This window comes from Phenylobacterium sp. RIFCSPHIGHO2_01_FULL_69_31, assembly GCF_001824475.1.
Lineage (GTDB): Bacteria > Pseudomonadota > Alphaproteobacteria > Caulobacterales > Caulobacteraceae > Phenylobacterium.
This window is the reverse complement of the sequence record NZ_MHXN01000034.1, coordinates 123,654-143,311: the sequence shown is the minus strand read 5'-3', so window position 1 is coordinate 143,311 and position 19,658 is coordinate 123,654. Positions and strand designations below refer to the sequence as shown.

The following is a 19,658-nucleotide window of genomic DNA, read 5'->3' as shown; positions in this document are numbered from 1 at the left end:
CTTCGGAGGATCGCATGAACGGCGGCGAAAGCGCCCTGGACCTGGCGGCCAAGCGGCTGGAGAACGCACTCCATGTGCTGGAGCAGCGGCTCGGCCAGCGGCTGAAGGCGGCGAGCGCCGACGCCGGCGGCCTTTTCGACCAGGACCGCTCCAATCTCGCCGCCGAGCTCGACGCGGCCCGGGCCCGCGAGCGCGAGCTGGAAGAGGCCGGCGCCCAGGCCTCCGCCGCGCTCGGCCGCGCCATCCAGGAAATCAAGGCCGCGTTGAACGGCCAGGCGACGGAGGCTTAAAGCCCATGGCCCAGGTGAACGTCGAGGTGAACGGCCGCCCCTACGCGGTCGGCTGCGAGGATGGGCAGGAGACGCACCTGCAGGACCTGGCCAAACTGTTCGATCAGCAGGTCCGCCAGATCAGTCAGGACATGGGCCAGCTTGGCGACACGCGCCTCTTCCTGATGGGCGGGCTGCTCTTGGCCGACGAGCTGCTGGACGCGCGCAACCGGCTGGCGGCCCTGCAGGTCGAGGTTGGCCGGCTGCAGGCCGACCGGGCGCGGGTGGAGACCAAGGCGGTCAGCGCCCTGGAAGCGGCGGCCTCGAAGATCGAGAAGCTGGCCGCCGAGGGAGCCTAGCGGGACCCGCGCATCCGCGCGATCAGCCGGCGCAACGCCGGGAACAGCTCGCGCTGCTCGACGCGGCGGTAGACGTGGTCGGCCGGGAAGGCCTCGACCAGGCGCCGGTGCGCGACCCCCAAGTTGTGGTAGGGCAGGCGCGGCATCAGGTGGTGCAGGGCGTGGTAGCGCAGCCCCACGGGCGCCCACAGGAACGGCAGCAGGGCGGGCGGCGGCACGTTCACGCTGTCGAGGAACTGGTCCAGCGGGGCCATCGGCTCGCCGTCGTTCTCCCAATAGTGGGCGACGGCGGTGCGCAGCTGGTTCAGGAAGGTCATCAGGGCGAAGATCGCCGCGGCAATGGCCAGGGCCCGCCAGGGGATCACCCCGGCGACGGCGAGGCCGATCACCGTCCAGCTCCAGAGCCAGGAAGCGATCTCCTGGGCGAGCCAGGGCGCGCTGCGGGCGCGCTCGAAGTCCTCGCGCGAGAAGCCGGGGTTGATGACCATGCCGGACGTCTTGGCCACCACGAACCGGCGGAACGGCGGGACGAGGAAGCTGATCGGCGCCAGCACCGCAAAGCGCAGCACCGTGCCGACGGGCGCCAGGAGGGCGATCCCCAGGAAGACGGCCAGCTCATGCGGCGGGCGGCGGGCCAGCGGGTGGTACTCCGGGTCGCGGGCGGTGCCGTAGCGGTCCTTGGCGTGGTGCAGGACGTGCACGCCCTCGTACAGCAGCGACGGCGTCAGGAAGGGCACGCCGATCAGGATGTTCCAGGCGATGTGGAAGCCCGGGACGTCGTCGCGCCGCAGATGGGTCAGCTCGTGGATGAAGCTGATCCCGCGGTAGAGGCTGAGAATGCACACGGCGCCGGCGGCGACCGCCCAGCCCGTCGAGACGCTGGTGACCGCGATCAGAAGGCTGAGCCAGGTGACGGCCGCGGTGACGGCGAGGTCCAGCCAATAGACCCGCGGGTTCGCGCGCGTCAGGTCGCGGGCGATATCGTTGGCCTGGCGCGCCAAGCTGGGTCCGGAGATGTCGGCGTGCGCGTTCAAGGGCCCCGATGTAAGGCCGCGCGGCCTTCCGCCCAAGTGCGAATGCGCGGGCTGTGCGGCTAGGACGCGTAGACGGCGCGCTCGAAGGCGTCGAACACCTCCAGGACGCGCGGATCGGCGAAGGGCAGCGACTGGGCGAACAAGGCGCCCGCCACGCCGCTGACGGGGTCGGCCCAGTAGTAGCAGTTTGGCAGGCCCGCCCAGCTGAGGCTTCCGGCCGCCCGGCCGCCGGGCAAGGCGTCGTGGTTCTGCAGGAAGCCGAAGGTGAACCCTTTTCGCACGCCGGGCATGGGCCGGTAGTCGGACGACACGTGCGGCATCACGCTCTGGATCTCGCCGACGCCCGCCGCGCCGGTCTGGCTGGTGGACAGGCCCGCCAAGGCGCCAGGCGATAGGACGCCGCCGCCGCCGTGGACCACGGCGCGCAGGAACTTCGCGTAGTCCTTAGGTGTGGAGCACAGGCCGCCGCCGCCCCGCAGATCGGCCGGCAGCGGCGGAATCGGGTCGATCGGCAGGAGCTGGCCGTCCGGCAGCCGCGCGTGCAGCCCGGCCCGCCGGGCGTTGTGCTCGGGCGTCGGGTCGAAGGTCGTGTCGTCCATGCCCAGGGGGCGGAAGACGATCTCGGACAGCGCCTCGCCCAGGGACCGGCCAGTCGCGGCCTCGATCAGCAGGCCGGCGACGTCGATCCCCACGCCATAGCACCAGCGCTCCCCCGGCTCGAAGACGAGGGGCAGGCCAAGGCCCCCGGCAGAGCCCAGGCTCTGTCCGCGATGCTCCAGGAAGCGGAGGGTCTCGGCGCTGTTGAAATCGTAGGCGAGGCCCGAGGTATGGCTCAGCAGCGTGCGCAGGGTCACCGGCTTGCGGGCGGCGCGCAGGACCGGCGCGCCCTCGGCGTCGAAGCCCTCGAGCAAAGACGGCTCGGCCAGCGCAGCGAGGCGCCGGCCCACCGGCTCGTCCAGGTCGAGCGCGCCGCGCGCCACCAGCTCCAGCGCCGCAGCGGTGGTGATCGCCTTGGTGCAGGAGGCGACCCAGAAGACCGTCTCCGGATCCATTGGCGCGGGATCGGCCGCGCCGCGCGCGCCGGCGGTGAACGTGTGGATCTGTCCGTCCGGGCGCACCACGGCCGCCGAGAGACCGGGCGCGACGCCCCGGGTCACGGCGTCGGCCAGCAGGGCCTGAATGGGCTGTTGCGTCATCGTTTCCCCCTCGTCGCCGCGGCGCCGCTTGAGACCGGGCCTGCGAAAGCCTACCTTAGCTCTCGGCGGGTCCTGCTGCGGCTCTCGTCGAAGGCGACATATTCCAGCGACCTTAATTCACTCATAGGGAGCTGTCCCTGCCCGCGACCGTGGTTTCGGGCACACGGCGCCCACCTGGTCTATCCAGGTCGAGGGAATGAAACAGTCCTTCACGGCTCTCGCGGCGCCGCCACTCGTCTTGCGCTATGGAGGCGCGTGACCGCCATTCCCGACAAACCGGCCCTGCGGGCGCAATTGCGCAGCCTTCGCCGCCGCCTGGCGGACGAGACGCCCGACGCCGCCGAGCGGGCCGCGGCGCTGTGGCCGGGGCACGGGCGGGCCGGAGTGAGGCTGTTCGCGCTCTACCACCCGGCCGGCTCGGAGCTGGATCCCACCCCGCTGCGGACCCGGCTTCCGGCGGACGGCGTGGCCTTGCCGGCGGCGCAGGCGCGCGACGGCGCCCTGGTGTTCCGCCGCTACCGGCCCGGCCAGACCCTGGTTCCGGACGCCCTGGGCATCCCCGCGCCGAGCGCCGAGGCCGAGGCGGTGCTGCCAGACGTGGTCTTCGCGCCGCTGCTCGCCTTCGACCGTCGGGGCGGCCGGCTGGGACAGGGCGGCGGCCACTACGACCGCACGCTGGAGGCCCTTCGGCGGGTGAAGCCGGTGTTCGTCATCGGCCTCGCCTATTCGGGGCAGGAGTTGCCGGAAATCCCCATGGAGCCGCATGACCAGCGGCTCGACGCGATCCTGACGGAGACGGGCTACCTGGAATTCGCTAAGGACCGCGGATGAGATTTGCCTTTTTCGGAGACGTGGTCGGCCGGTCGGGCCGCGAGGGCCTGGCCGAGCACCTGCCGCGCCTGCGCCGGGCCCTCGGCCTGGAGTTCGTCATCATCAACGCCGAGAACGCCGCCGCCGGCTTCGGCATCACCGAGGCCACGGCCAACGAGCTGTTCGAGGCGGGCGCGGACTGCCTGACCCTGGGCAACCACTCCTGGGACCAGAAGGAGGCGTTGACCTACATCGTCCGCGAGCCGCGGCTGATCCGGCCGCTGAACTATCCGCCCATGGCCGCCGCCCCGGGCCGAGGGTCGCAGCTCTTCGACACGCCGGACGGCAAGCGGATCCTGGTGGTGAACCTGCTGGGCCGGGTGTTCATGGACGCCCTCGACGACCCGTTCGCCGCCGTGGACAAGGAGCTGGAAGCCTGCCCCCTGGGCGCCGTGGCCGACGCCATCGTGGTCGACATCCACGCCGAGGCCACCTCGGAGAAGATGGCCATGGGCCATTTCTGCGACGGCCGCTCGACCCTGGTGGTCGGCACCCATAGCCACGTGCCCACCGCCGACGCCCAAGTCCTGCCCGGCGGCACCGCCTACCAGACCGACGCCGGGGCCTGCGCCGACTACGACAGCGTGATCGGCAACCAGAAGGACGAGCCCCTGCGCCGCTTCACCACCCGCATCTCCGGCGGCCGCTACCGTCCCGCCGAGGGACCGGCCACGGTGTGCGGCGTGTTCGTGGAGACGGACCCCGCGACCGGCCTTGCCCGCCGCATCGAGCCGATCCGCATCGGCGGGCGCCTGAGCCAGACCGTTCCGAGCCTGGAGACGGTTGCAGGCTAGCGCGGCCGCGCCGGATAGATTCAAACCGCAGAGAACGCAGAAGAACGCAGATGGCCGAGCGGCCGGGGCGCTCTGCGTCCTTATGCGTCTTCTGCAGCCTGAAACCGCGCCTGTGGCGCGCCTCAGGCGGCCGCTTCTGAGTTCGGTTTCGCCGCCGGTGCCGACGGCCGGGCGTTCAGCACGTCCGCGATAGCGCCGATCAGGGCCGCGGGTTGCACGGGCTTGTGCTGCAGGGCGTCGAAGCCCAGGGCCTTGAGCCGCGCCTCCTCGCCCGGCATGGCGTCCGCGGTGAGGGCGACCACGGGCGTGTCGGGCCGGCCCGCCTGGCCGTCGCGCAGCCGGCCCACCGCCTCGATGCCATCCATGATCGGCATGTGGACGTCCATCAGCACCACGTCGAAGGCTTCGACCCGCAGGCGCTCCAGGGCCTGGGCGCCGTCGGAGGCGCACTCCACGTCGGCGCCGGCCGCCTCCAGCACCGCCCGGGCCACCGCCTGGTTGATCGGATTGTCGTCGGCCACGAGAATCCGCAGCGTCGGCAGCGTTTCCGGCTCGGCCGTCTCCGCGGCCTGTGGTTCGGCCTCCGGCAGCGGCAGCCAGACCCGGAAGGACGAGCCGTCGCCCGGCTGGCTCTCCACCCCGATCTCGCCGCCCATCATCGAGCAGAGCTTGCGGCAGATAGCCAGGCCCAGGCCGGTGCCGCCGAACTTGCGCGCCGTCGAGGCGTCGGCCTGGGCGTAGGGGCGGAACAGGGCCTGCAGCTGGTCGGGGCTCATGCCGATGCCGGTGTCGGAAACCACGAGTTCGACCCCGCCGTCGCCGTCGGCGGCCGGCGCGGCCCGCATCCGCAGGGTCACGCCGCCGGTCTCGGTGAACTTCAGCGCATTGGAGATCAGGTTCAGCACGATCTGGCGCACCCGCGTCTCGTCGCCCAGCACCAGGGCTGGCAGGTCGGGGGCCGCGTCGCAGATCAGGTCCAGGCCCTTGGAGCGGGCGATCTCGGACCAAAGCTCGACCGCCTGGTCGCCGAGCACCTTCAGGTCGAAGGCGCCGACCTCAAGGTCCATCCGGCCGGCCTCGATCTTCGAGATGTCCAGCACGTCGTTGAGGATGGCCATCAGGCCGTCGCCCGAGCGCAGGATGGTGTCCACATAGCCCTGCTGGCGTGGGTCCAGCGGCGTCCGCTGCAACGCCCGGGCCATGCCCAGGACGCCGTTCATCGGCGTGCGCAGCTCATGGCTCATCATGGCGAGGAAGGCCGACTTGGCCTCGTTGGCCTCCTCGGCGGTGCGCTGCGCGTCGGCCAGGGCGGAGGCGGTGCGCATGTTGGCCCGGGCGCTGGCGGCCACGTAGCAGAGCAGCATGGCCAGGCCGAGGGTCAGGGTGACCAGCGGCGAGCCGCTGAAGCCGCCGAAGCCCACCGGCAGCACGAACCACATGATCGCCGGCGTCGATCCCAGCGCCGCGAGGGCCGCGGGCGATCGGAACGAGAACCCCTGGGCGTGGACCATCATGCCGGCCAGGATCGCCATGGCGGCAAGGCGGAACGGCTCCTGCCCCTCGAACCAGTAGAGGGCGGCCAGGCTCGCCCAAATGACGCTCGAGCCGAACATCGAGACCATGTAGGCCGCGCGCTGGCGGCGGCTCATGGCCTCGCCGCGCCCTACCGGCCAGGTCATGAACCGGGTCCAGGCCTCGGCCGCCGCGAAGGCCGCGAACCAGCCGCCGCCCCAAGCCGGGCCATAGACATAGGCGGTCAGCAGCGCCGCGCCGCAGCCCACGGCCATGCGGACGCCGAACACCTGGCGCGCCGTGGCGGCCACGGCGTCCAGACGATCATCCAGCAGGCTCCACGCCCTCGCGATCACGACGGAACATCCCCTATCCGAACAGGTCCGCCGCGCTCCCCAGTGCGGCAGGCTGTCGCAGCACTCTGCCCCGCAAACATGAACGGACCCTTGTTTCGGCGAAGCTTGTTACGTGAGACGCACGTTTTCGCACGGCCTCCCGCAAGCTAGGCTTTGGAATACGGACCGCGGAGGAGATCAGATGCTGGCCAAGTTCCTTGTGAGGGCCGTGTTCGCCGCCCTCGGCCTCTGGGCGGCCTCGGCCATTGTGCCCGGAGTCAATGTCTCGAACACCGGGACCCTGATCCTGGCGGCGATCCTGCTGGGGGTGGTCAACGCCCTGGTGCGGCCGGTGCTGGTGATCCTGACCCTACCGCTGACGATCCTGACGCTCGGCCTGTTCTTGCTGGTGGTGAACGCGGCGACCATCGGCCTCGTCGCCTGGCTGCTGCGCGGGTTCACGGTCGACGGCCTGATCCCCGGCGTGCTGGCGGCCATCGTCACGGGCGTCGCGAGCTGGATCGGCGGCATGGCGATCCGCGACGACCGCCGCTGAGCCGGGCAACGAAAAAGGGCGGGATCTTTCGATCCCGCCCTGGTCTTCGAAGCGTTGTGCGCCGGACTTAGAAGTCCATGTCGCCCATGCCGCCCATGCCGCCGCCCGGCATGCCGCCGGCGCCGCCGCCGCCCTTCTTGGGGGCTTCGACGATGGCCGCTTCCGTGGTGATCAGCAGGCCGGCCACCGAGGCGGCGTCCTGCAGGGCCGTGCGGACGACCTTCGCGGGGTCGATCACGCCGGCTTGCACCAGGTCGACGTACTGTTCGGTCTGGGCGTTGAAGCCGAAGGTGGCCGCGCTGTTCTCCAGCACCTTGCCGACCACGATCGAGCCTTCCACGCCGGCGTTCTCGGCGATCTGACGGATCGGGGCCTGCAGGGCGCGGCGGACGATGGCGACGCCGGCTTCCTGGTCGTCGTTGTCACCCTTGAAGCCGTCCAGCACGCGGCTGGCCTTCAGCAGGGCGACGCCGCCGCCGGGGACGATGCCTTCTTCCACCGCAGCGCGGGTGGCGTTCAGGGCGTCGTCGACGCGGTCCTTCTTTTCCTTCACTTCGACTTCGGTCGCCCCGCCGACGCGGATCACCGCGACGCCGCCGGCCAGCTTGGCCAGACGCTCTTGCAGCTTTTCCTTGTCGTAGTCCGAGGTGGTGTCCTCGACCTGCTTCTTGATCTGGGAGATGCGGCCTTCGATGTCGCCCTTGTCACCCGAGCCGTCCACGATCGTGGTGTCGTCCTTGGTGATGGTGACCTTCTTGGCCTTGCCCAGCATGTCGAGGGTGACGCTCTCGAGCTTGATGCCCAGGTCTTCGGAGATCAGCTGGCCGCCGGTCAGGATGGCGATGTCTTCCAGCATGGCCTTGCGGCGGTCGCCGAAGCCCGGAGCCTTGACGGCCGCGACGCGCAGGCCGCCGCGCAGCTTGTTGACCACCAGGGTGGCCAGCGCTTCGCCCTCGACGTCTTCCGCGATGATCAACAGCGGGCGGCCCGACTGGACCACCGCTTCCAGCACCGGCAGCAGGGGCTGCAGCGAGGAGAGCTTCTTTTCGAAGAGCAGGATGAGCGGCTCTTCGAGGTCGGCCTCCATCTTCTCCGCGTTGGTGATGAAGTAGGGCGACAGGTAGCCGCGGTCGAACTGCATGCCTTCGACGACGTCGAGCTCGGTCTCGGCGGTCTTGGCCTCTTCAACCGTGATGACGCCTTCGTTGCCGACCTTTTCCATCGCGCGGGCGATCATCTCGCCCACTTCGGTGTCGCCGTTGGCCGAAATGGTGCCGACCTGGGCGATCTCGGCGTTGGTAGTGACCTTCTTGGAGGAGTTCTTGATCTCTTCCACGACCTTGGCGACCGCCTTGTCGACGCCGCGCTTGAGATCCATCGGGTTCATGCCAGCGGCGACCGACTTCAGGCCCTCGACGACGATGGCCTGGGCCAGGACCGTGGCGGTCGTGGTGCCGTCACCGGCCTTGTCGTTGGTTTTGGAGGCGACTTCGCGGATCAGCTGGGCGCCCAGGTTCTCGAACTTGTCGGCCAGTTCGATTTCCTTGGCGACCGAGACGCCGTCCTTGGTGGAGCGCGGGGCGCCGAAGGACTTCTCGATGACCACGTTGCGGCCCTTGGGGCCCAGGGTGACCTTCACCGCGTTGGCGAGGGTGTTGACGCCGCGCAGCATGCGGTCGCGCGCGTCGGAGGCGAAATAGACGTCTTTGGCAGCCATGGCTGACTCTCTTTCCTAGAATTTCAGGGTGTGGGCGCGCGGGTCTCGGTTACGAGACGACGCCCAGGATGTCGCTTTCCTTCATGATCAGCAGGTCCTGGCCGTCGAGCTTGACCTCGGTGCCGGACCACTTGCCGAACAGGATGCGGTCGCCGGCCTTGACGTCCAGAGGCTGAACCTTGCCGGAATCGTCACGCGCGCCGGGGCCGGTGGCGATCACTTCGCCTTCCTGCGGCTTTTCCTTCGCGGTGTCGGGGATGATGATCCCGCCCTTGGTCTTTTCTTCTTCCTCGACGCGCTTGACGAGGACGCGATCTCCCAGGGGACGAAACGCCATGTGTTCTCTCTCTAATTTCCGTTCGAAACGGTGCAAATTGCGGCGACGGCGGCTGGGGCGACGCGGCTGTTAGCAGTCTCGGCCCCTGAGTGCCAACGTCGGTGCGGGAGTTAGGAACAGCGCCGCCGGGAGTCAAGCCGCACCTGCAAAATCCGAGGGCGCGCCTTGGCTTTCCCGCCGTCGCACCTAGTCTCTGATCTCGTTCAGTTGGGAGTTCGCCGATGGGTCTGCAAGCGATGCTGGAGCGCATCGTCCGGTCCGGGAACCTGACGCTGAAGCTGCCGGGCGGCCGGGAGCTGCGGCTAGGCGACGGGACCGGCCCGGAACTTGTGGCGCGGATCACCTCGGCGGCCTGGGCGGCGCGGATCGCCGCCAGGCCTGGGCTTGGAGTCGGCGAGGCCTACATGGACGGCGGCCTGGTGCTGGAGCAGGGGCAGATCGCCGAGTTCATCGACCTGATCGGCGCCAACGCCAAGAACAAGCCGCGAAACAAGCGCAACCGCCTGCAGCTGTGGTTGCGCGAGCGCAAGGTCGAGGCCAATGCCCGGCGGCAGGCGAGGGCCAACGTGGCCCACCACTACGACCTGTCGAACGACCTCTACCGGCGCTTCCTCGATGCGGACATGCAGTACAGCTGCGCCTACTTCGCACGGCCCGACATGACGCTGGAGGAGGCGCAGCTCGCCAAGAAGCGACACATCGCGGCCAAGCTGGCGATCGAGCCAGGCATGAAGGTTCTGGATATCGGCTGCGGCTGGGGCGGCATGGCTATCACCCTGGCCGAGGAGACCGGGGCCGAAGTGGATGGCGTGACGCTGTCGACGGAGCAGCTTTCCGTGGCCAAGGCGAGGGCCGAGGCCCGGGGGCTTTCGAGTCGCGCCAGGTTCTCGCTCACGGACTACCGGGACGTGACGGACACCTACGACCGCATCGTCTCCGTCGGTATGTTCGAGCATGTCGGGCGGCCGAACTATCAGGCGTATTTCGATGGCGTCGCGCGCCTCCTGAAGGACGACGGGGTGGCGCTGATCCACGCGATCGGGCGGCCCGAAACCGGGGTCACCAACGCCTGGGTGGCCAAGTACATCTTCCCCGGCGGCTACAGCCCGGCGCTCAGCGAGATCATGCCGGCGATCGAGCGGGCGGGGCTGATGGTCACCGACCTGGAGATCCTCCGGCTCCACTATGCCGAGACGCTGAAGCACTGGCGCGCCCGCTTCGCGGCCGTGCGGCCCGAGATCGCCGAGCTGTACGACGAGCGGTTCTGCCGGATGTGGGAGTTCTACCTGGGCATCGCCGAACAGAGCTTCCGCGCCCGGCGGCAGTTCGTCTGGCAGGTCCAGCTGGCCAAACGGGTCGACGCCGTGCCGATCACCCGCGACTACATCCACGAGACGGAGACGGCGCTTGCCCGCGGGGTGAAGCGGGTGGCGTGACCCCGGTGAAATCGCTGGAGGCCGTTCAAAACGGCGGCTAGGGTCGGCGACGAACACCTGTTTGGAGAGACTGCCCATGCGCCGCGCCATCGCGCTCGCCACCGCCCTGACGCTGGTCGCCGGGGGCGCCTGCGCCGAGACCTGGACCAAGTACGTAGACGGCGCCAACGGCACGGCCTGGTCCTACGACGGCGACTATTCCTATAAGGACAAGGCGACCGGCCGCCTGGTGGTCATGCAGGCCATCTCCAAGCCCTCGGCCAATCTGGGCCCGTCCGCGCCGGGCAAGCCTGACGGCGTGGGCAGCGTCGTCGCCATCGACTGCGCCAAGAAGAACCTGATCCAGCTGGGCGCGTACAAGCCGTCCGCCCCCCTCGCGATCAACGAGGACTGGCGCAAGGTGACGCCGAAGAAGGCCGAGGGCGCCGACAACGAGGCCTTGATGGCCGCGGTCTGCCCGCACATCGACCACGTGCCGGTGAAGTAGGGCTCCAGCCCTACCTCCCAGGTAATCGACCGGCCGCGGCGGACGCGGGAGCTTGCGGGCCTCAACACGCCCAAGGAGGCTCCCATGACCGAAATCCGCTCAAACTTCCTGCGCACCGTCATCGCCCTGGACGCCGCCGCGTGCGGGGTCATGGGCGCGGCCTTCGCCTTCGACGCCGGCTGGCTGGCCGAGCCCTTGGGCCTGTCGCCGGCGCTGATGCAGCCGGTGGGGCTGTTCCTGATGCCCTATGCCGCCGTCCTGGCCTGGCTGGCGAGCCGCCCGGCCCTGCCGCGGCCGGTGGTCTGGACCCTGGTGGGCTTCAACATCGTCTGGGCGGCCGAGAGCATCGGCCTCGTCGCCCTGGGCTGGGCCCAGCCGACGACCTTGGGCCTCGCTGTCGTAGTCGGCCAGGCCGTGGCGGCCCTGGTGGTCGCGGAGCTGCAGTACCTGGCCCTGAGGCGCGCGCGGCAGGCCGCGGTGGCCTGATGATGGCGCCGGTTCCCCTCGTCGCGCGGCGAGGGGAACGGCGTCCGCTGCATTGGCGATGATTGAAACGGTTGTTTGATTTTTCGTCAAAGTGGGCCAAAGGTGGTGTGAGACAATCGCCCAAGGGAGCGCCCACATGAACATCGCCGCCGATCGGCCCCAATCCAGCTTCGGCCTGAATCCGCAGGACGACCTGAACGACCTGCGCATGTCCGAAAAGGCGATGCCGCTGTTCAACAAGGTGAAGGACTTCATCCGCGACGTCGTCGAGCCGATGAGCGAGGAATTTCACCGCCTGGGCGAGGGCCGGCCGGACATCTGGCAATACGCGCCCGGCCAGCTGGAAGTGCTGGAAGCGGCCAAGGACAAGGCCAAGGCCGCGGGCCTCTGGAACTTCTTCCTGCCGAACGCCGAGACCGGCGAGGGCCTGTCGAACCTCGACTACGCCTACATCGCGGTGGAGCTGGGCAAGAACCGGCTGGCGTCCGAGACCATGAACTGCGCCGCGCCCGACACGGGCAACATGGAGGTGCTGGAGCGCGTCGGCACGCCGGAGCAGAAGAAGCAGTGGCTGGAGCCCCTGCTCGAAGGGAAGATCCGCTCGGCCTACTGCATGACCGAGCTGAACACCGCCAGCTCCGACGCCAAGAACATCGACACCCGCGCCGTCCGTGTCGGCGACGAATACGTGATCACCGGCGAGAAGCACTACATCTCGGGCGCCGGCGACCCGCGCTGCAAGGTCATGATCACCATGGTCAAGACCGGCGAGGAGAACGCCCCGCCGCACCTGCAGCAGTCGCAGATCCTGGTGCCGCTCGACACCCCCGGGGTGAAGGTCATCCAGGGCCAGCAGGTGTTCGGCGACCCCGACGCTCCGCACGGCCACATGCACATCATCTTCGACAACGCCCGCGTGCCGGCGTCGAACATGCTGCTGGGCGAGGGCCGCGGCTTCGAGATCAGCCAGCTGCGGCTCGGTCCCGGCCGTATCCACCACTGCATGCGCGCCATCGGCTCGGCCGAGAAGGCGCTGGACCTGATGGTGACCCGCGGCATGACCCGCGTGGCCTTTGGCAAGCCGATCATCCAGCTGGGCGGCAACATCGAGATCGTCAGCCGCGCGCGGATCGAGATCGAAGCCATGCGCCTGATGGTTCTGAAGGCCGCCAAGGCCATGGACGTGCTGGGCAACCGCGAAGCCCGCATCTGGATCCACATGGTCAAGGCCATGGTGCCCGAGCGGGTCTGCAAGATCATCGACCAGGCGATCCAGATGTACGGCGCCCTGGGCGTGTCGCAGCACACCCCGCTGGCCCGCATGTACGCCAACACCCGGACCCTGCGCATCGCGGACGGCCCGGACGAGGTGCACCACATGGTGGTCGGCCGCAACGAGCTGCAGCAGTACCGCGAGGCTCCGGCCGACCCGTCGATGGCGGCGGTCTTCCGGAACTAACTTCGGCTGTCATTCCGGTTTCGCCGTCAGGCGAATACCCGGACCCACAGACGCAAGCGGCGCCGTCCTTGGCTGGGCGGCGCCGTCTTCGTTTCGGCGCGTCGGCCGCCAGAATTCACCGCCAAGTCGCCAAGGACGCCAAGAGGTCCGGGCGGCTGAGCTCCTTGGCGAACTTGGGGTCTTGGCGGTTCACAACAGCGCCTGCGGCGCCAGGGCATCGCTTTGCGATCCCCAGAGCTTGGGTGTAAGCGAACGGTGATCCGTCATGGATACGCCATTCGAGATACCCCGCCCGGCCGAGGCCGTGGCCATCGGAGCGCTCGCCCCCGGGCTTGCAGCGCCCGCTCCGTCCCGCGCGCGACGCGCAGCTGACCTGCGACCGGAGGCGGCCTGTGTCCGCCTGCCGGGGTGGGTCGCAACTCCGGAGGACTTCCATGACCTATCTCGCAGCCGCCTTCGTGGTCTGCATGGCCTTCGTGACGGCCACGCTCTCGGGCGTCTTCGGCATGGCGGGCGGCCTGGTGCTGATGGGGGCGCTGGCCCTCGTGCTGCCGGTGCAGGCCGCCTTCGTCACCCACGGCCTGTTGCAGCTCGTCGCCAACGGCTGGCGGAGCATCCTGCACCGTAGGCACGTCCGCTGGGACATCGTCGGCTGGTACGCCCTGGCCTCGCTGCTCGCTGGCGTCACGGTGGCCCTGCTCAGCTTCACGCCGTCGAGGCCGCTGCTGTTCCTCCTGCTGGGGCTGGTGCCGGGCCTGACCTGGCTGCCGCAGCGGTTGATCAACCTCGACGCCTCCCGGCCGGCGCAGGCGTTTCTGTCCGGCCTGTCGGTGACGGGCCTGAACCTCACGGCGGGGGTGGCCGGCCCCCTGCTCGACATTTTCTTCGTCCGCACCGAACTCACGCGCCACGCCATCGTCGCCACCAAGGCCGCGACCCAGGTGTTCGCCCACCTGGCCAAGATCCTGGTCTACGGGGCGCCGCTGGTCGCCGGGGCTGGGGCGGGCATGCCGCCGCTCTGGGTGTTCGCCCTGGCCGTCCCGCTCTCCATGGCCGGCACGGCGGTGGGCGGCCTGATCCTGAACCGGATGAGCGACGTGAACTTCAAGCGCTGGACCCGCTGGATCGTGACGGCGGTCGGCGTCGCCTACCTGGTCCAGGCCGCGCAACTGTTCGCGGCCGGCTGAGGGCAAAAAAAAAGACCGGGCCCGAGGGCCCGGCTGGGAAGTCTTTAGGGAGGAAACGCCCAGGAATGGGCCTGACTGAGGTATGTCGCGCTCCCGTCCGTGCAAGGGGAGGGGCTGAATTTTTTTGACGGCCCAGCCTGAAACCTCGCCATGGCGGCGTAATGGTCTGGCTTGCCGGCGAGAATTGGCCGTTTTCGGCAGACCGATCTGGTCCTATGGCCGAGCCCTGCGTCGAGGAGGCCCGCGGATGAAGCTCGAACCGAAGGTGCTGGAGAACCGCTTCGTGCGCCTGGAGCCGTTGGTCGAACGACACAAGGATGCTCTGCGTATCGCGTGCGCGGCGGACCCGGCCCTGTGGCGGGATCTCTACATCATCTCGATGCTGGGCGAGGACTTCGACCGGCATTGGGCGCGGATGCAGGGTGAGGCGGCGGCGGGCCGGACGTTCCCCCACGCGGTTGTGGTGGACGGCGTCTGCCGCGGAATGAGCAACTACCTGGACGTCGACCAGCATCACAACACCGTCGAGATCGGATCGACCTACTACGACCCCACGATGCGGGGCCCCGAGGTGAACCCGTCGGCCAAGCGGCTGCTGCTGGCCCATGCGTTCGAGGCCGGCGCCCAGCGGGTGCAGTTCCGGGTCGACGCCATCAACGCCCGCAGCCGCGCCGCGGTGCTGAAGCTCGGGGCCGTGCAGGAGGGCATCCTGCGCCACGACAAGGTCACCTGGACGGGACGCATCCGCGACACCGTCCACTTCTCGATCCTGGCCGAGGAGTGGCCGGCGGTGCGCCACCGGCTGGACGCCCGGATCGCGGCGTTCGGATGACGGCCTTGGCCGCCTAAGCCAGCGTCACCGCCCGGCCTTCGCGTTCGGGAAAGAAGACGCTGGCCGCGTTCTCGGCCACTTCCTGGGCGGTGTAGGGCCGGCCCGGAGCGAAGCCGTCGGTCTCCAGCATCTTGATCTCGCGGACGCCGCGGGCCGAGACGCCGAGGATCTTGCCCGAATGGTCAGCGGCCAGGTCCGAGACCATGTAGAGCACGCCGGGCGCGACGTTCTCCGGCAGGCTCAGCGGGTCCGGCTCGCGGCCCTGGCGACCAGGCAGGTCGGAGGTCATGCGGGTGTAGGCGCCGGGCGCCAGGCCCATGACCCGGATGTTGTACTTCCGCCCCTCGATCGCCATCACCCGGACCATGCCGTAGATGCCGGCCTTGGCCGCCCCATAGTTGGTCTGGCCGAAGTTGCCGTAGAGGCCGGAGGTGGAGGAGGTCAGCACCATCGCGCCGCCGCCGTGGTCCTTCATATGCTTCCAGACCGGCAGCGCGCAGCAATAGGTCCCCTTGAGGTGGACCTTGATGACCTTGTCCCAATCCTCCTCGGTGGTGTTGGCGAAGGTCCGGTCGCGTAGGATGCCGGCGTTGCAGACCAGGATGTCCACCTGGCCGAAGGCGTCGAGCGCGGTCTGCAGGATGTTCTCGCCGCCCTGGATCGTGGAGACGTCGTCGCCGTTGGCCACCGCGCGGCCGCCCGCGGCGACGATCTCGTCGACGACCTTCTGGGCGGCAGAGACGGACCCGGCGCCGGACCCGTCGCGCGGGCCGCCCAGGTCGTTGACGACGACGGCCGCGCCCTCCCGGGCGAAAAGCTTTGCGTAGGCTTCGCCCAGGCCGTTGCCGGCGCCGGTGATGATGGCGACCTTGCCGTCGAGCAGTCCCATGGCCTTCCTCCCATACCGTTGTTTGGAAGGATCATCCGACCTTGGCGCGCGGGCGCCAAGGCCTCTGTCAGGTCCGGCCGTGCTTTGCGGCGCGCGTCTGTTCGGACCGGGAGAGGCGACGGAGCTGCATCCGCCACTGGCGCGCGGCGTCAGCCCAGTCCTTGCGGGCTTCGCCTTGCGCGACGCGTGCGAGCTTCTCGCACTCCCGCGCCTCTTCTCGGCAATAGGCTTCCCATGTCATGTGCGGAGATACGCAGGCGTTCCGCGCGCGGTTTCACATGTGGCGAAAATTGTTTGGAATTAACCACTTCGCCCTCGGCGCGGTTAACGAAAAAGATCAACGCAGCCGCTGGTAGCGCCAGGATTCCGAGGCCGGACGGCCTCGCAGGGTCCCCTCGACGCGGGCGCAGAGGTCCTCGCCACAACGGCGGTAAATCACGCGCTGGGGGAAGTCATGGGCCGGGTTCTCGAACACTGCCTCGCCATTGGCTCCGCCAGAGCGCAGCACGAACGGGGTGGGCGGCTGGCCAGGGACGAACGCCGTGAAGGTGGCGCCCGCCGGCTCGGCGGTGATCTTCATGTGCTCGATGCGCGCCGGCCGCCCGGCGGCGTTCGTCTGGCCGGCGCCGGCCATGGCCCCGCCCACCGGCGGCAGCCACGTCTCCCGGGTGATGACGCCGTCCTTCTCGACGATCCAGCTACCGGCCATCCAGGTCAGGGCCGCCACATCATCGGCCGGCGCGGCTTGTGCGGACGTGGCTAACGTCAGGGCGATCAGGGTGAAGGCGAGGCGCATGGCGTGGCTCTCCGGGGGCTCCGAGCTTAACCGTAGCGTCTCAGGTCTTGCGACGCGCGCGGAAGAAGCTTCGGAGCAGATCGCCGGCCTCCTGCGCCAGCACCCCGCCCTCGACCTGCGGACGCCAGTGGCAGGTGGGTTGCTCGAAGAACCGGGGCCCGTTGACCACGGCCCCGCCCTTGGGATCCTCGGCGCCGAACACCACTCGGCCGATGCGTGCATGGCTGATCGCCCCTGCGCACATGGCGCAGGGCTCGAGCGTCACATAGAGGGTGAGGCCGGTGAGGCGGTAATTGCCCAGCTTCGCCGCCGCCGCGCGGATCGCGACGATCTCGGCGTGGGCGGTGGGGTCGTGGCTGCCGATGGGCTGGTTCGCGCCGATCGCGATCGCTTCGCCGGAGGCCGGATCGACGATCACGGCGCCCACGGGCGTCTCGCCAGCCGCAGCGGCGGCTTGCGCGGCTTCGAGCGCGATGCGCATTGTCCGGCGATCATGGTCCACGATCCACTACGACCCCAGCCCGACGACCCAGGTCAAGCCCACGACGCCGACGCGGAAGCCCCCGACGCCGAGGGGGGAGAACGCGTCGCCAAGCTGCTGGCCCGCGCGGGCGTCGGCTCGCGCCGGGACGTCGAGCGGCTGATCGCGGAGAACCGCGTCGCCATCAACGGCCGCACGCTGGACACCCCGGCGGTGAAGGTGGAGCCCGGCGACATCGTCACCGTCGACGGCGAGGTGGTCGGCGAGCCCGAGCCGGCGCGCCTGTTCCGCTACCACAAGCCCGTGGGCCTGGTGACCACGCACAAGGACCCGAACGGGCGCCCGACGGTGTTCCAGGCCCTGCCGCCCGGCCTGCCGCGGCTGATCTCGGTAGGCCGCCTCGACATCAATTCCGAGGGCCTGCTGCTGCTGACCAACGACGGCGAGCTGGCCCGCGCGCTGGAGATGCCCTCGACCCAGATCGTCCGCCGCTATCGCGCCCGCGCCCATGGCCGGACGACCCAGGAGAAGCTGGACACGCTGCAGAAGGGCGTGACTGTCGACGGCGTGCGCTATGGGCCCATCGAGGCCAAGCTGGACAAGGCCAAGGAGGGACCCCAGGGTGCCAACCTCTGGCTCACCGTAACCTTGCACGAGGGCAAGAACCGGGAGGTCCGCAAGGTCCTGGAATCGATCGGCCTGAAGGTGAACCGCCTGATCCGCCTGGCGTACGGGCCCCTGGCGCTGGGAACACTGGGCGTCGGCGAGCTTGAAGAGGTGGGGCCGCGCGTGGTGCGCGAGCAGTTCGCCGAGCACATCGACCCGGCCAACCTGCCCACCGGCGAGCGACCGCAGTATCGTTCGCCGCGGAAGAGCGCCTCGCGCCGCGCCCAGGAGGCCGCCAAGGTCGAGGCCGATCTGGCCACGCCCGCCGCGGCCAAGGGGCCGAAGGAGAAGCCGGTCTACAAGGCCGGCTGGGCGAAGCCGAAGCCGAAGATCAATCCGCATCCCAAGCCCAAGGCGGGCGCCAAACCGCGGCCGGTCGCCAAGGCCAAGCCCGGCAAGCCCATCAAGGCGCCCACGCGGCCCGGCATCATCGACAAGGCTACAGCGACTGGATTGAAGCGGGCGGGCGGCCCCGGCGCAGGCCCTCGCGGGCCGAAGGGGTCCGCATCACCTCCGAGAAGCTCCGGCGCTCGTCGGCCAGGCCCTCCCAGATCGGGCGGTCGAGGGCCGCGCGGGTAAGCCGCTTGGCGTGGGCGATCCCGTCCGCGCCGCGGCCCTCCCATTCGGCGGCGATCTCCAGCGCGCGCGCCAGCGGATCGTCCGCCAGCTCGTGGACGAGGCCGATCCGGTGGGCCTCGGCGCCGTCGAAGGTCAGGCCGCGCAGGATGATCTCCAGGGCTTTCGCCTCCCCCACCACCCGGGGGAGGCGCTGGGTCCCGCCGCCCCCGGGGAAGATGCCGATGCGGGTTTCCGGCAGGCCGATGGCCGCCGCCTGGGGCGTGGCGATCCGCAGATCGCAGGCCAGCGACAGCTCGAACCCACCCCCCATGCAGAGGCCGTTGATGGCGGCGACCACGGGCTTGGGCGCCTCGAAGATCTCGTCCACCAGGGCGAGGAAGCCCTGGCGCGGGCGGACCCCCGGCTCGGCCGGCGGCAGGGGCCGATCCTGGCTGGCGTCGCTGGCCGCCGAGAGTTCGCCGACGTCGTAGTGGCGGACGAAGATGCCGGGCAGGCCGCCGGTGAGGATGACAGACCTTACGGCCGGATCGGCGGCCAGGGGCCGGAACGCTTCCAGCATCTCCTGCGACCCCGCGGCGGTCATCGTGCCGAACGGCGGGTTCGCATAGGTCATGACGGCGGCCGCGCCGCGCCGCTCTACCTGCACCAGGCCCATGAGGTTCTCTCCCTTGCTTTGTTGCGGCAAACCTTGGATCGGGAGCGCTGGATTAGGAAGTGGAGCGCCAGGTCTTGCGCATCGTCTCAGGGGAATTCCGTGGCAAAACGTTGATCGCGCCCAAGGGCGAGGCCACGCGCCCCACCTCGGACCGGGCCCGGCAGGCGATCTTCAACATCCTGGAGCACGCGCCCTGGTCCGAGGGACTGCGCGAGCGCCGGGTGATCGACCTGTTCGCCGGCTCGGGCGCCCTGGGGTTCGAGGCGCTGTCGCGGGGCGCGGCCTTCTGCCTGTTCGTGGAGACCGACGAGGCGGCGCGGGGCGCCATCCGCGAGAATGTGGATGCCCTCGGCCTGTTCGGCCGCACGCGCGTCCACCGCCGCAGCGCCATCGATCTGGGCGTCAGACCGGGCGCGGACGGGCCGGCCTTCGACCTGGCGTTCCTGGATCCGCCCTACGCCAAGAGCCTGGGCGAGCAGGCGCTGGAGCGGCTGGCGGCGGGCGGCTGGCTCGCCCCCGGAGCCCTGGTCGTGTTCGAGCGCGGTGTCGCGGAATCAACGCCCGATGCGCCGGGATATACATTACTCGACTCTCGGGACTACGGTGCAGCGCGCGTCCATTTCCTGAAACATCAATAACGGCGGTCTCTGTCACAATTTCTTCGCAAAAACTTGTTGAGCGAAGACTGCATTTCTAACCTCCCGTTAGGGCTGATCGACGATCTGT

Annotated in this window: 21 protein-coding genes, 1 other RNA gene and 1 pseudogene; 14 read left to right on the top strand and 9 right to left on the bottom strand. The window is 69.6% G+C overall.

Annotated elements, in window-relative coordinates; all coding sequences use genetic code 11:
* The first annotated feature begins 14 nt into the window (after nt 1-14).
* The gene (locus A2790_RS19110; protein WP_068878460.1) at nt 15-290 is read left to right on the top strand and encodes a DUF4164 family protein; all 276 of its coding nucleotides are present in this window, start codon (nt 15-17) and stop codon (nt 288-290) included.
* A 5-nt stretch (nt 291-295) separates the two neighbouring features.
* Nucleotides 296-628 carry a cell division protein ZapA gene (gene zapA, locus A2790_RS19105; RefSeq protein ID WP_293395030.1) on the top strand — a complete coding sequence of 111 codons (333 nt, stop codon included), beginning with the start codon at nt 296-298 and terminating at the stop codon, nt 626-628.
* On the opposite strand, the gene A2790_RS19100 is transcribed toward zapA, so the two are convergent.
* Together A2790_RS19100 and A2790_RS19095 are read right to left on the bottom strand one after the other, a co-directional pair.
* Complete coding sequence (locus tag A2790_RS19100; RefSeq protein ID WP_293395028.1) at nt 625-1,662, bottom strand: fatty acid desaturase; 1,038 nt, start codon at nt 1,660-1,662, stop codon at nt 625-627. The two genes, zapA and A2790_RS19100, sit on opposite strands and share 4 nt — an antisense overlap.
* A gap of 59 nt (nt 1,663-1,721) precedes the next feature.
* Nucleotides 1,722-2,858, bottom strand: coding sequence for a serine hydrolase domain-containing protein (locus tag A2790_RS19095; protein WP_293395026.1), 1,137 nt, complete (start codon nt 2,856-2,858; stop codon nt 1,722-1,724).
* 69 nt (nt 2,859-2,927) lie between these two features.
* Between A2790_RS19095 and ssrS the strand changes: the two genes are divergently transcribed.
* The 3 genes from ssrS to A2790_RS19080 all read left to right on the top strand — a co-directional run bounded on the left by ssrS (nt 2,928) and on the right by A2790_RS19080 (nt 4,522).
* Nucleotides 2,928-3,089, top strand: a non-coding RNA gene (gene ssrS / locus A2790_RS19090) — 6S RNA.
* A gap of 24 nt (nt 3,090-3,113) precedes the next feature.
* Nucleotides 3,114-3,689 (top strand): 5-formyltetrahydrofolate cyclo-ligase, encoded by a 576-nt coding sequence (locus tag A2790_RS19085; protein ID WP_293395024.1) that lies wholly within the window; start codon nt 3,114-3,116, stop codon nt 3,687-3,689.
* Nucleotides 3,686-4,522, top strand: a complete 837-nt coding sequence (locus A2790_RS19080) for a TIGR00282 family metallophosphoesterase (protein ID WP_293395022.1) — start codon at nt 3,686-3,688, stop codon at nt 4,520-4,522. Before A2790_RS19085 ends, A2790_RS19080 begins: the two co-directional genes overlap by 4 nt.
* 122 nt (nt 4,523-4,644) lie before the next feature.
* Here A2790_RS19080 and A2790_RS19075 read toward each other — a convergent pair whose 3' ends face one another.
* Nucleotides 4,645-6,390: an ATP-binding protein gene (locus A2790_RS19075; RefSeq protein ID WP_293395020.1), complete on the bottom strand. Its 1,746-nt coding sequence runs from the start codon at nt 6,388-6,390 to the stop codon at nt 4,645-4,647.
* Nucleotides 6,391-6,574: 184 nt separating this feature from the next.
* Between A2790_RS19075 and A2790_RS19070 the strand changes: the two genes are divergently transcribed.
* The gene (locus A2790_RS19070; RefSeq protein ID WP_293395096.1) at nt 6,575-6,925 is read left to right on the top strand and encodes a phage holin family protein; all 351 of its coding nucleotides are present in this window, start codon (nt 6,575-6,577) and stop codon (nt 6,923-6,925) included.
* Nucleotides 6,926-6,992: 67 nt separating this feature from the next.
* Here the strand turns inward: A2790_RS19070 and groL are convergent, their stop codons facing one another.
* Together groL and groES are read right to left on the bottom strand one after the other, a co-directional pair.
* Nucleotides 6,993-8,642: a chaperonin GroEL gene (gene groL, locus A2790_RS19065; protein WP_293395018.1), complete on the bottom strand. Its 1,650-nt coding sequence runs from the start codon at nt 8,640-8,642 to the stop codon at nt 6,993-6,995.
* Between the two features lie 49 nt (nt 8,643-8,691).
* Nucleotides 8,692-8,979 (bottom strand): co-chaperone GroES, encoded by a 288-nt coding sequence (gene groES / locus A2790_RS19060; protein ID WP_293361936.1) that lies wholly within the window; start codon nt 8,977-8,979, stop codon nt 8,692-8,694.
* Nucleotides 8,980-9,200: 221 nt separating this feature from the next.
* Here groES and A2790_RS19055 point away from each other — a divergent pair, with 221 nt between their 5' ends.
* The 6 genes from A2790_RS19055 to A2790_RS19030 all read left to right on the top strand — a co-directional run bounded on the left by A2790_RS19055 (nt 9,201) and on the right by A2790_RS19030 (nt 14,866).
* A complete protein-coding gene (locus tag A2790_RS19055) occupies nt 9,201-10,415 on the top strand; it encodes a cyclopropane-fatty-acyl-phospholipid synthase family protein (protein ID WP_293395016.1) in 1,215 nt (404 codons plus the stop codon).
* 76 nt (nt 10,416-10,491) lie between these two features.
* On the top strand, nt 10,492-10,902 hold the full coding sequence (locus A2790_RS19050; protein ID WP_293395014.1) for a hypothetical protein: 411 nt from the start codon (nt 10,492-10,494) through the stop codon (nt 10,900-10,902).
* 84 nt (nt 10,903-10,986) lie between these two features.
* Complete coding sequence (locus tag A2790_RS19045) at nt 10,987-11,388, top strand: hypothetical protein (RefSeq protein ID WP_293395012.1); 402 nt, start codon at nt 10,987-10,989, stop codon at nt 11,386-11,388.
* A 136-nt stretch (nt 11,389-11,524) separates the two neighbouring features.
* On the top strand, nt 11,525-12,847 hold the full coding sequence (locus A2790_RS19040) for an acyl-CoA dehydrogenase family protein (protein WP_293395010.1): 1,323 nt from the start codon (nt 11,525-11,527) through the stop codon (nt 12,845-12,847).
* 434 nt (nt 12,848-13,281) lie between these two features.
* The gene (locus A2790_RS19035) at nt 13,282-14,034 is read left to right on the top strand and encodes a sulfite exporter TauE/SafE family protein (RefSeq protein WP_293395008.1); all 753 of its coding nucleotides are present in this window, start codon (nt 13,282-13,284) and stop codon (nt 14,032-14,034) included.
* Nucleotides 14,035-14,281: 247 nt separating this feature from the next.
* A complete protein-coding gene (locus A2790_RS19030) occupies nt 14,282-14,866 on the top strand; it encodes a GNAT family protein (protein ID WP_293395006.1) in 585 nt (194 codons plus the stop codon).
* Between the two features lie 13 nt (nt 14,867-14,879).
* On the opposite strand, the gene A2790_RS19025 is transcribed toward A2790_RS19030, so the two are convergent.
* The 3 genes from A2790_RS19025 to tadA form a co-directional block, all read right to left on the bottom strand.
* A complete protein-coding gene (locus A2790_RS19025; protein WP_293395004.1) occupies nt 14,880-15,755 on the bottom strand; it encodes an SDR family NAD(P)-dependent oxidoreductase in 876 nt (291 codons plus the stop codon).
* A gap of 337 nt (nt 15,756-16,092) precedes the next feature.
* Entirely contained in the window at nt 16,093-16,551 is a 459-nt protein-coding gene (locus tag A2790_RS19020) for a DUF6265 family protein (RefSeq protein WP_293395001.1), read from the bottom strand.
* Between the two features lie 40 nt (nt 16,552-16,591).
* Complete coding sequence (tadA, locus tag A2790_RS19015) at nt 16,592-17,032, bottom strand: tRNA adenosine(34) deaminase TadA (RefSeq protein WP_293394998.1); 441 nt, start codon at nt 17,030-17,032, stop codon at nt 16,592-16,594.
* A gap of 12 nt (nt 17,033-17,044) precedes the next feature.
* On the opposite strand from tadA, the gene A2790_RS19010 reads away from it, so the two are divergent.
* Complete coding sequence (locus tag A2790_RS19010; protein ID WP_293394995.1) at nt 17,045-18,277, top strand: pseudouridine synthase; 1,233 nt, start codon at nt 17,045-17,047, stop codon at nt 18,275-18,277.
* Here A2790_RS19010 and A2790_RS19005 read toward each other — a convergent pair.
* A pseudogene (locus A2790_RS19005) lies at nt 18,234-18,860 on the bottom strand (enoyl-CoA hydratase/isomerase family protein); the annotation flags it as partial. The gene A2790_RS19010 and the pseudogene A2790_RS19005 sit on opposite strands and share 44 nt — an antisense overlap.
* Before the next feature lie 146 nt (nt 18,861-19,006).
* Between A2790_RS19005 and rsmD the strand changes: the two are divergent.
* On the top strand, nt 19,007-19,570 hold the full coding sequence (gene rsmD, locus A2790_RS19000; RefSeq protein WP_293395094.1) for a 16S rRNA (guanine(966)-N(2))-methyltransferase RsmD: 564 nt from the start codon (nt 19,007-19,009) through the stop codon (nt 19,568-19,570).
* Nucleotides 19,571-19,658 lie beyond the last annotated feature (88 nt).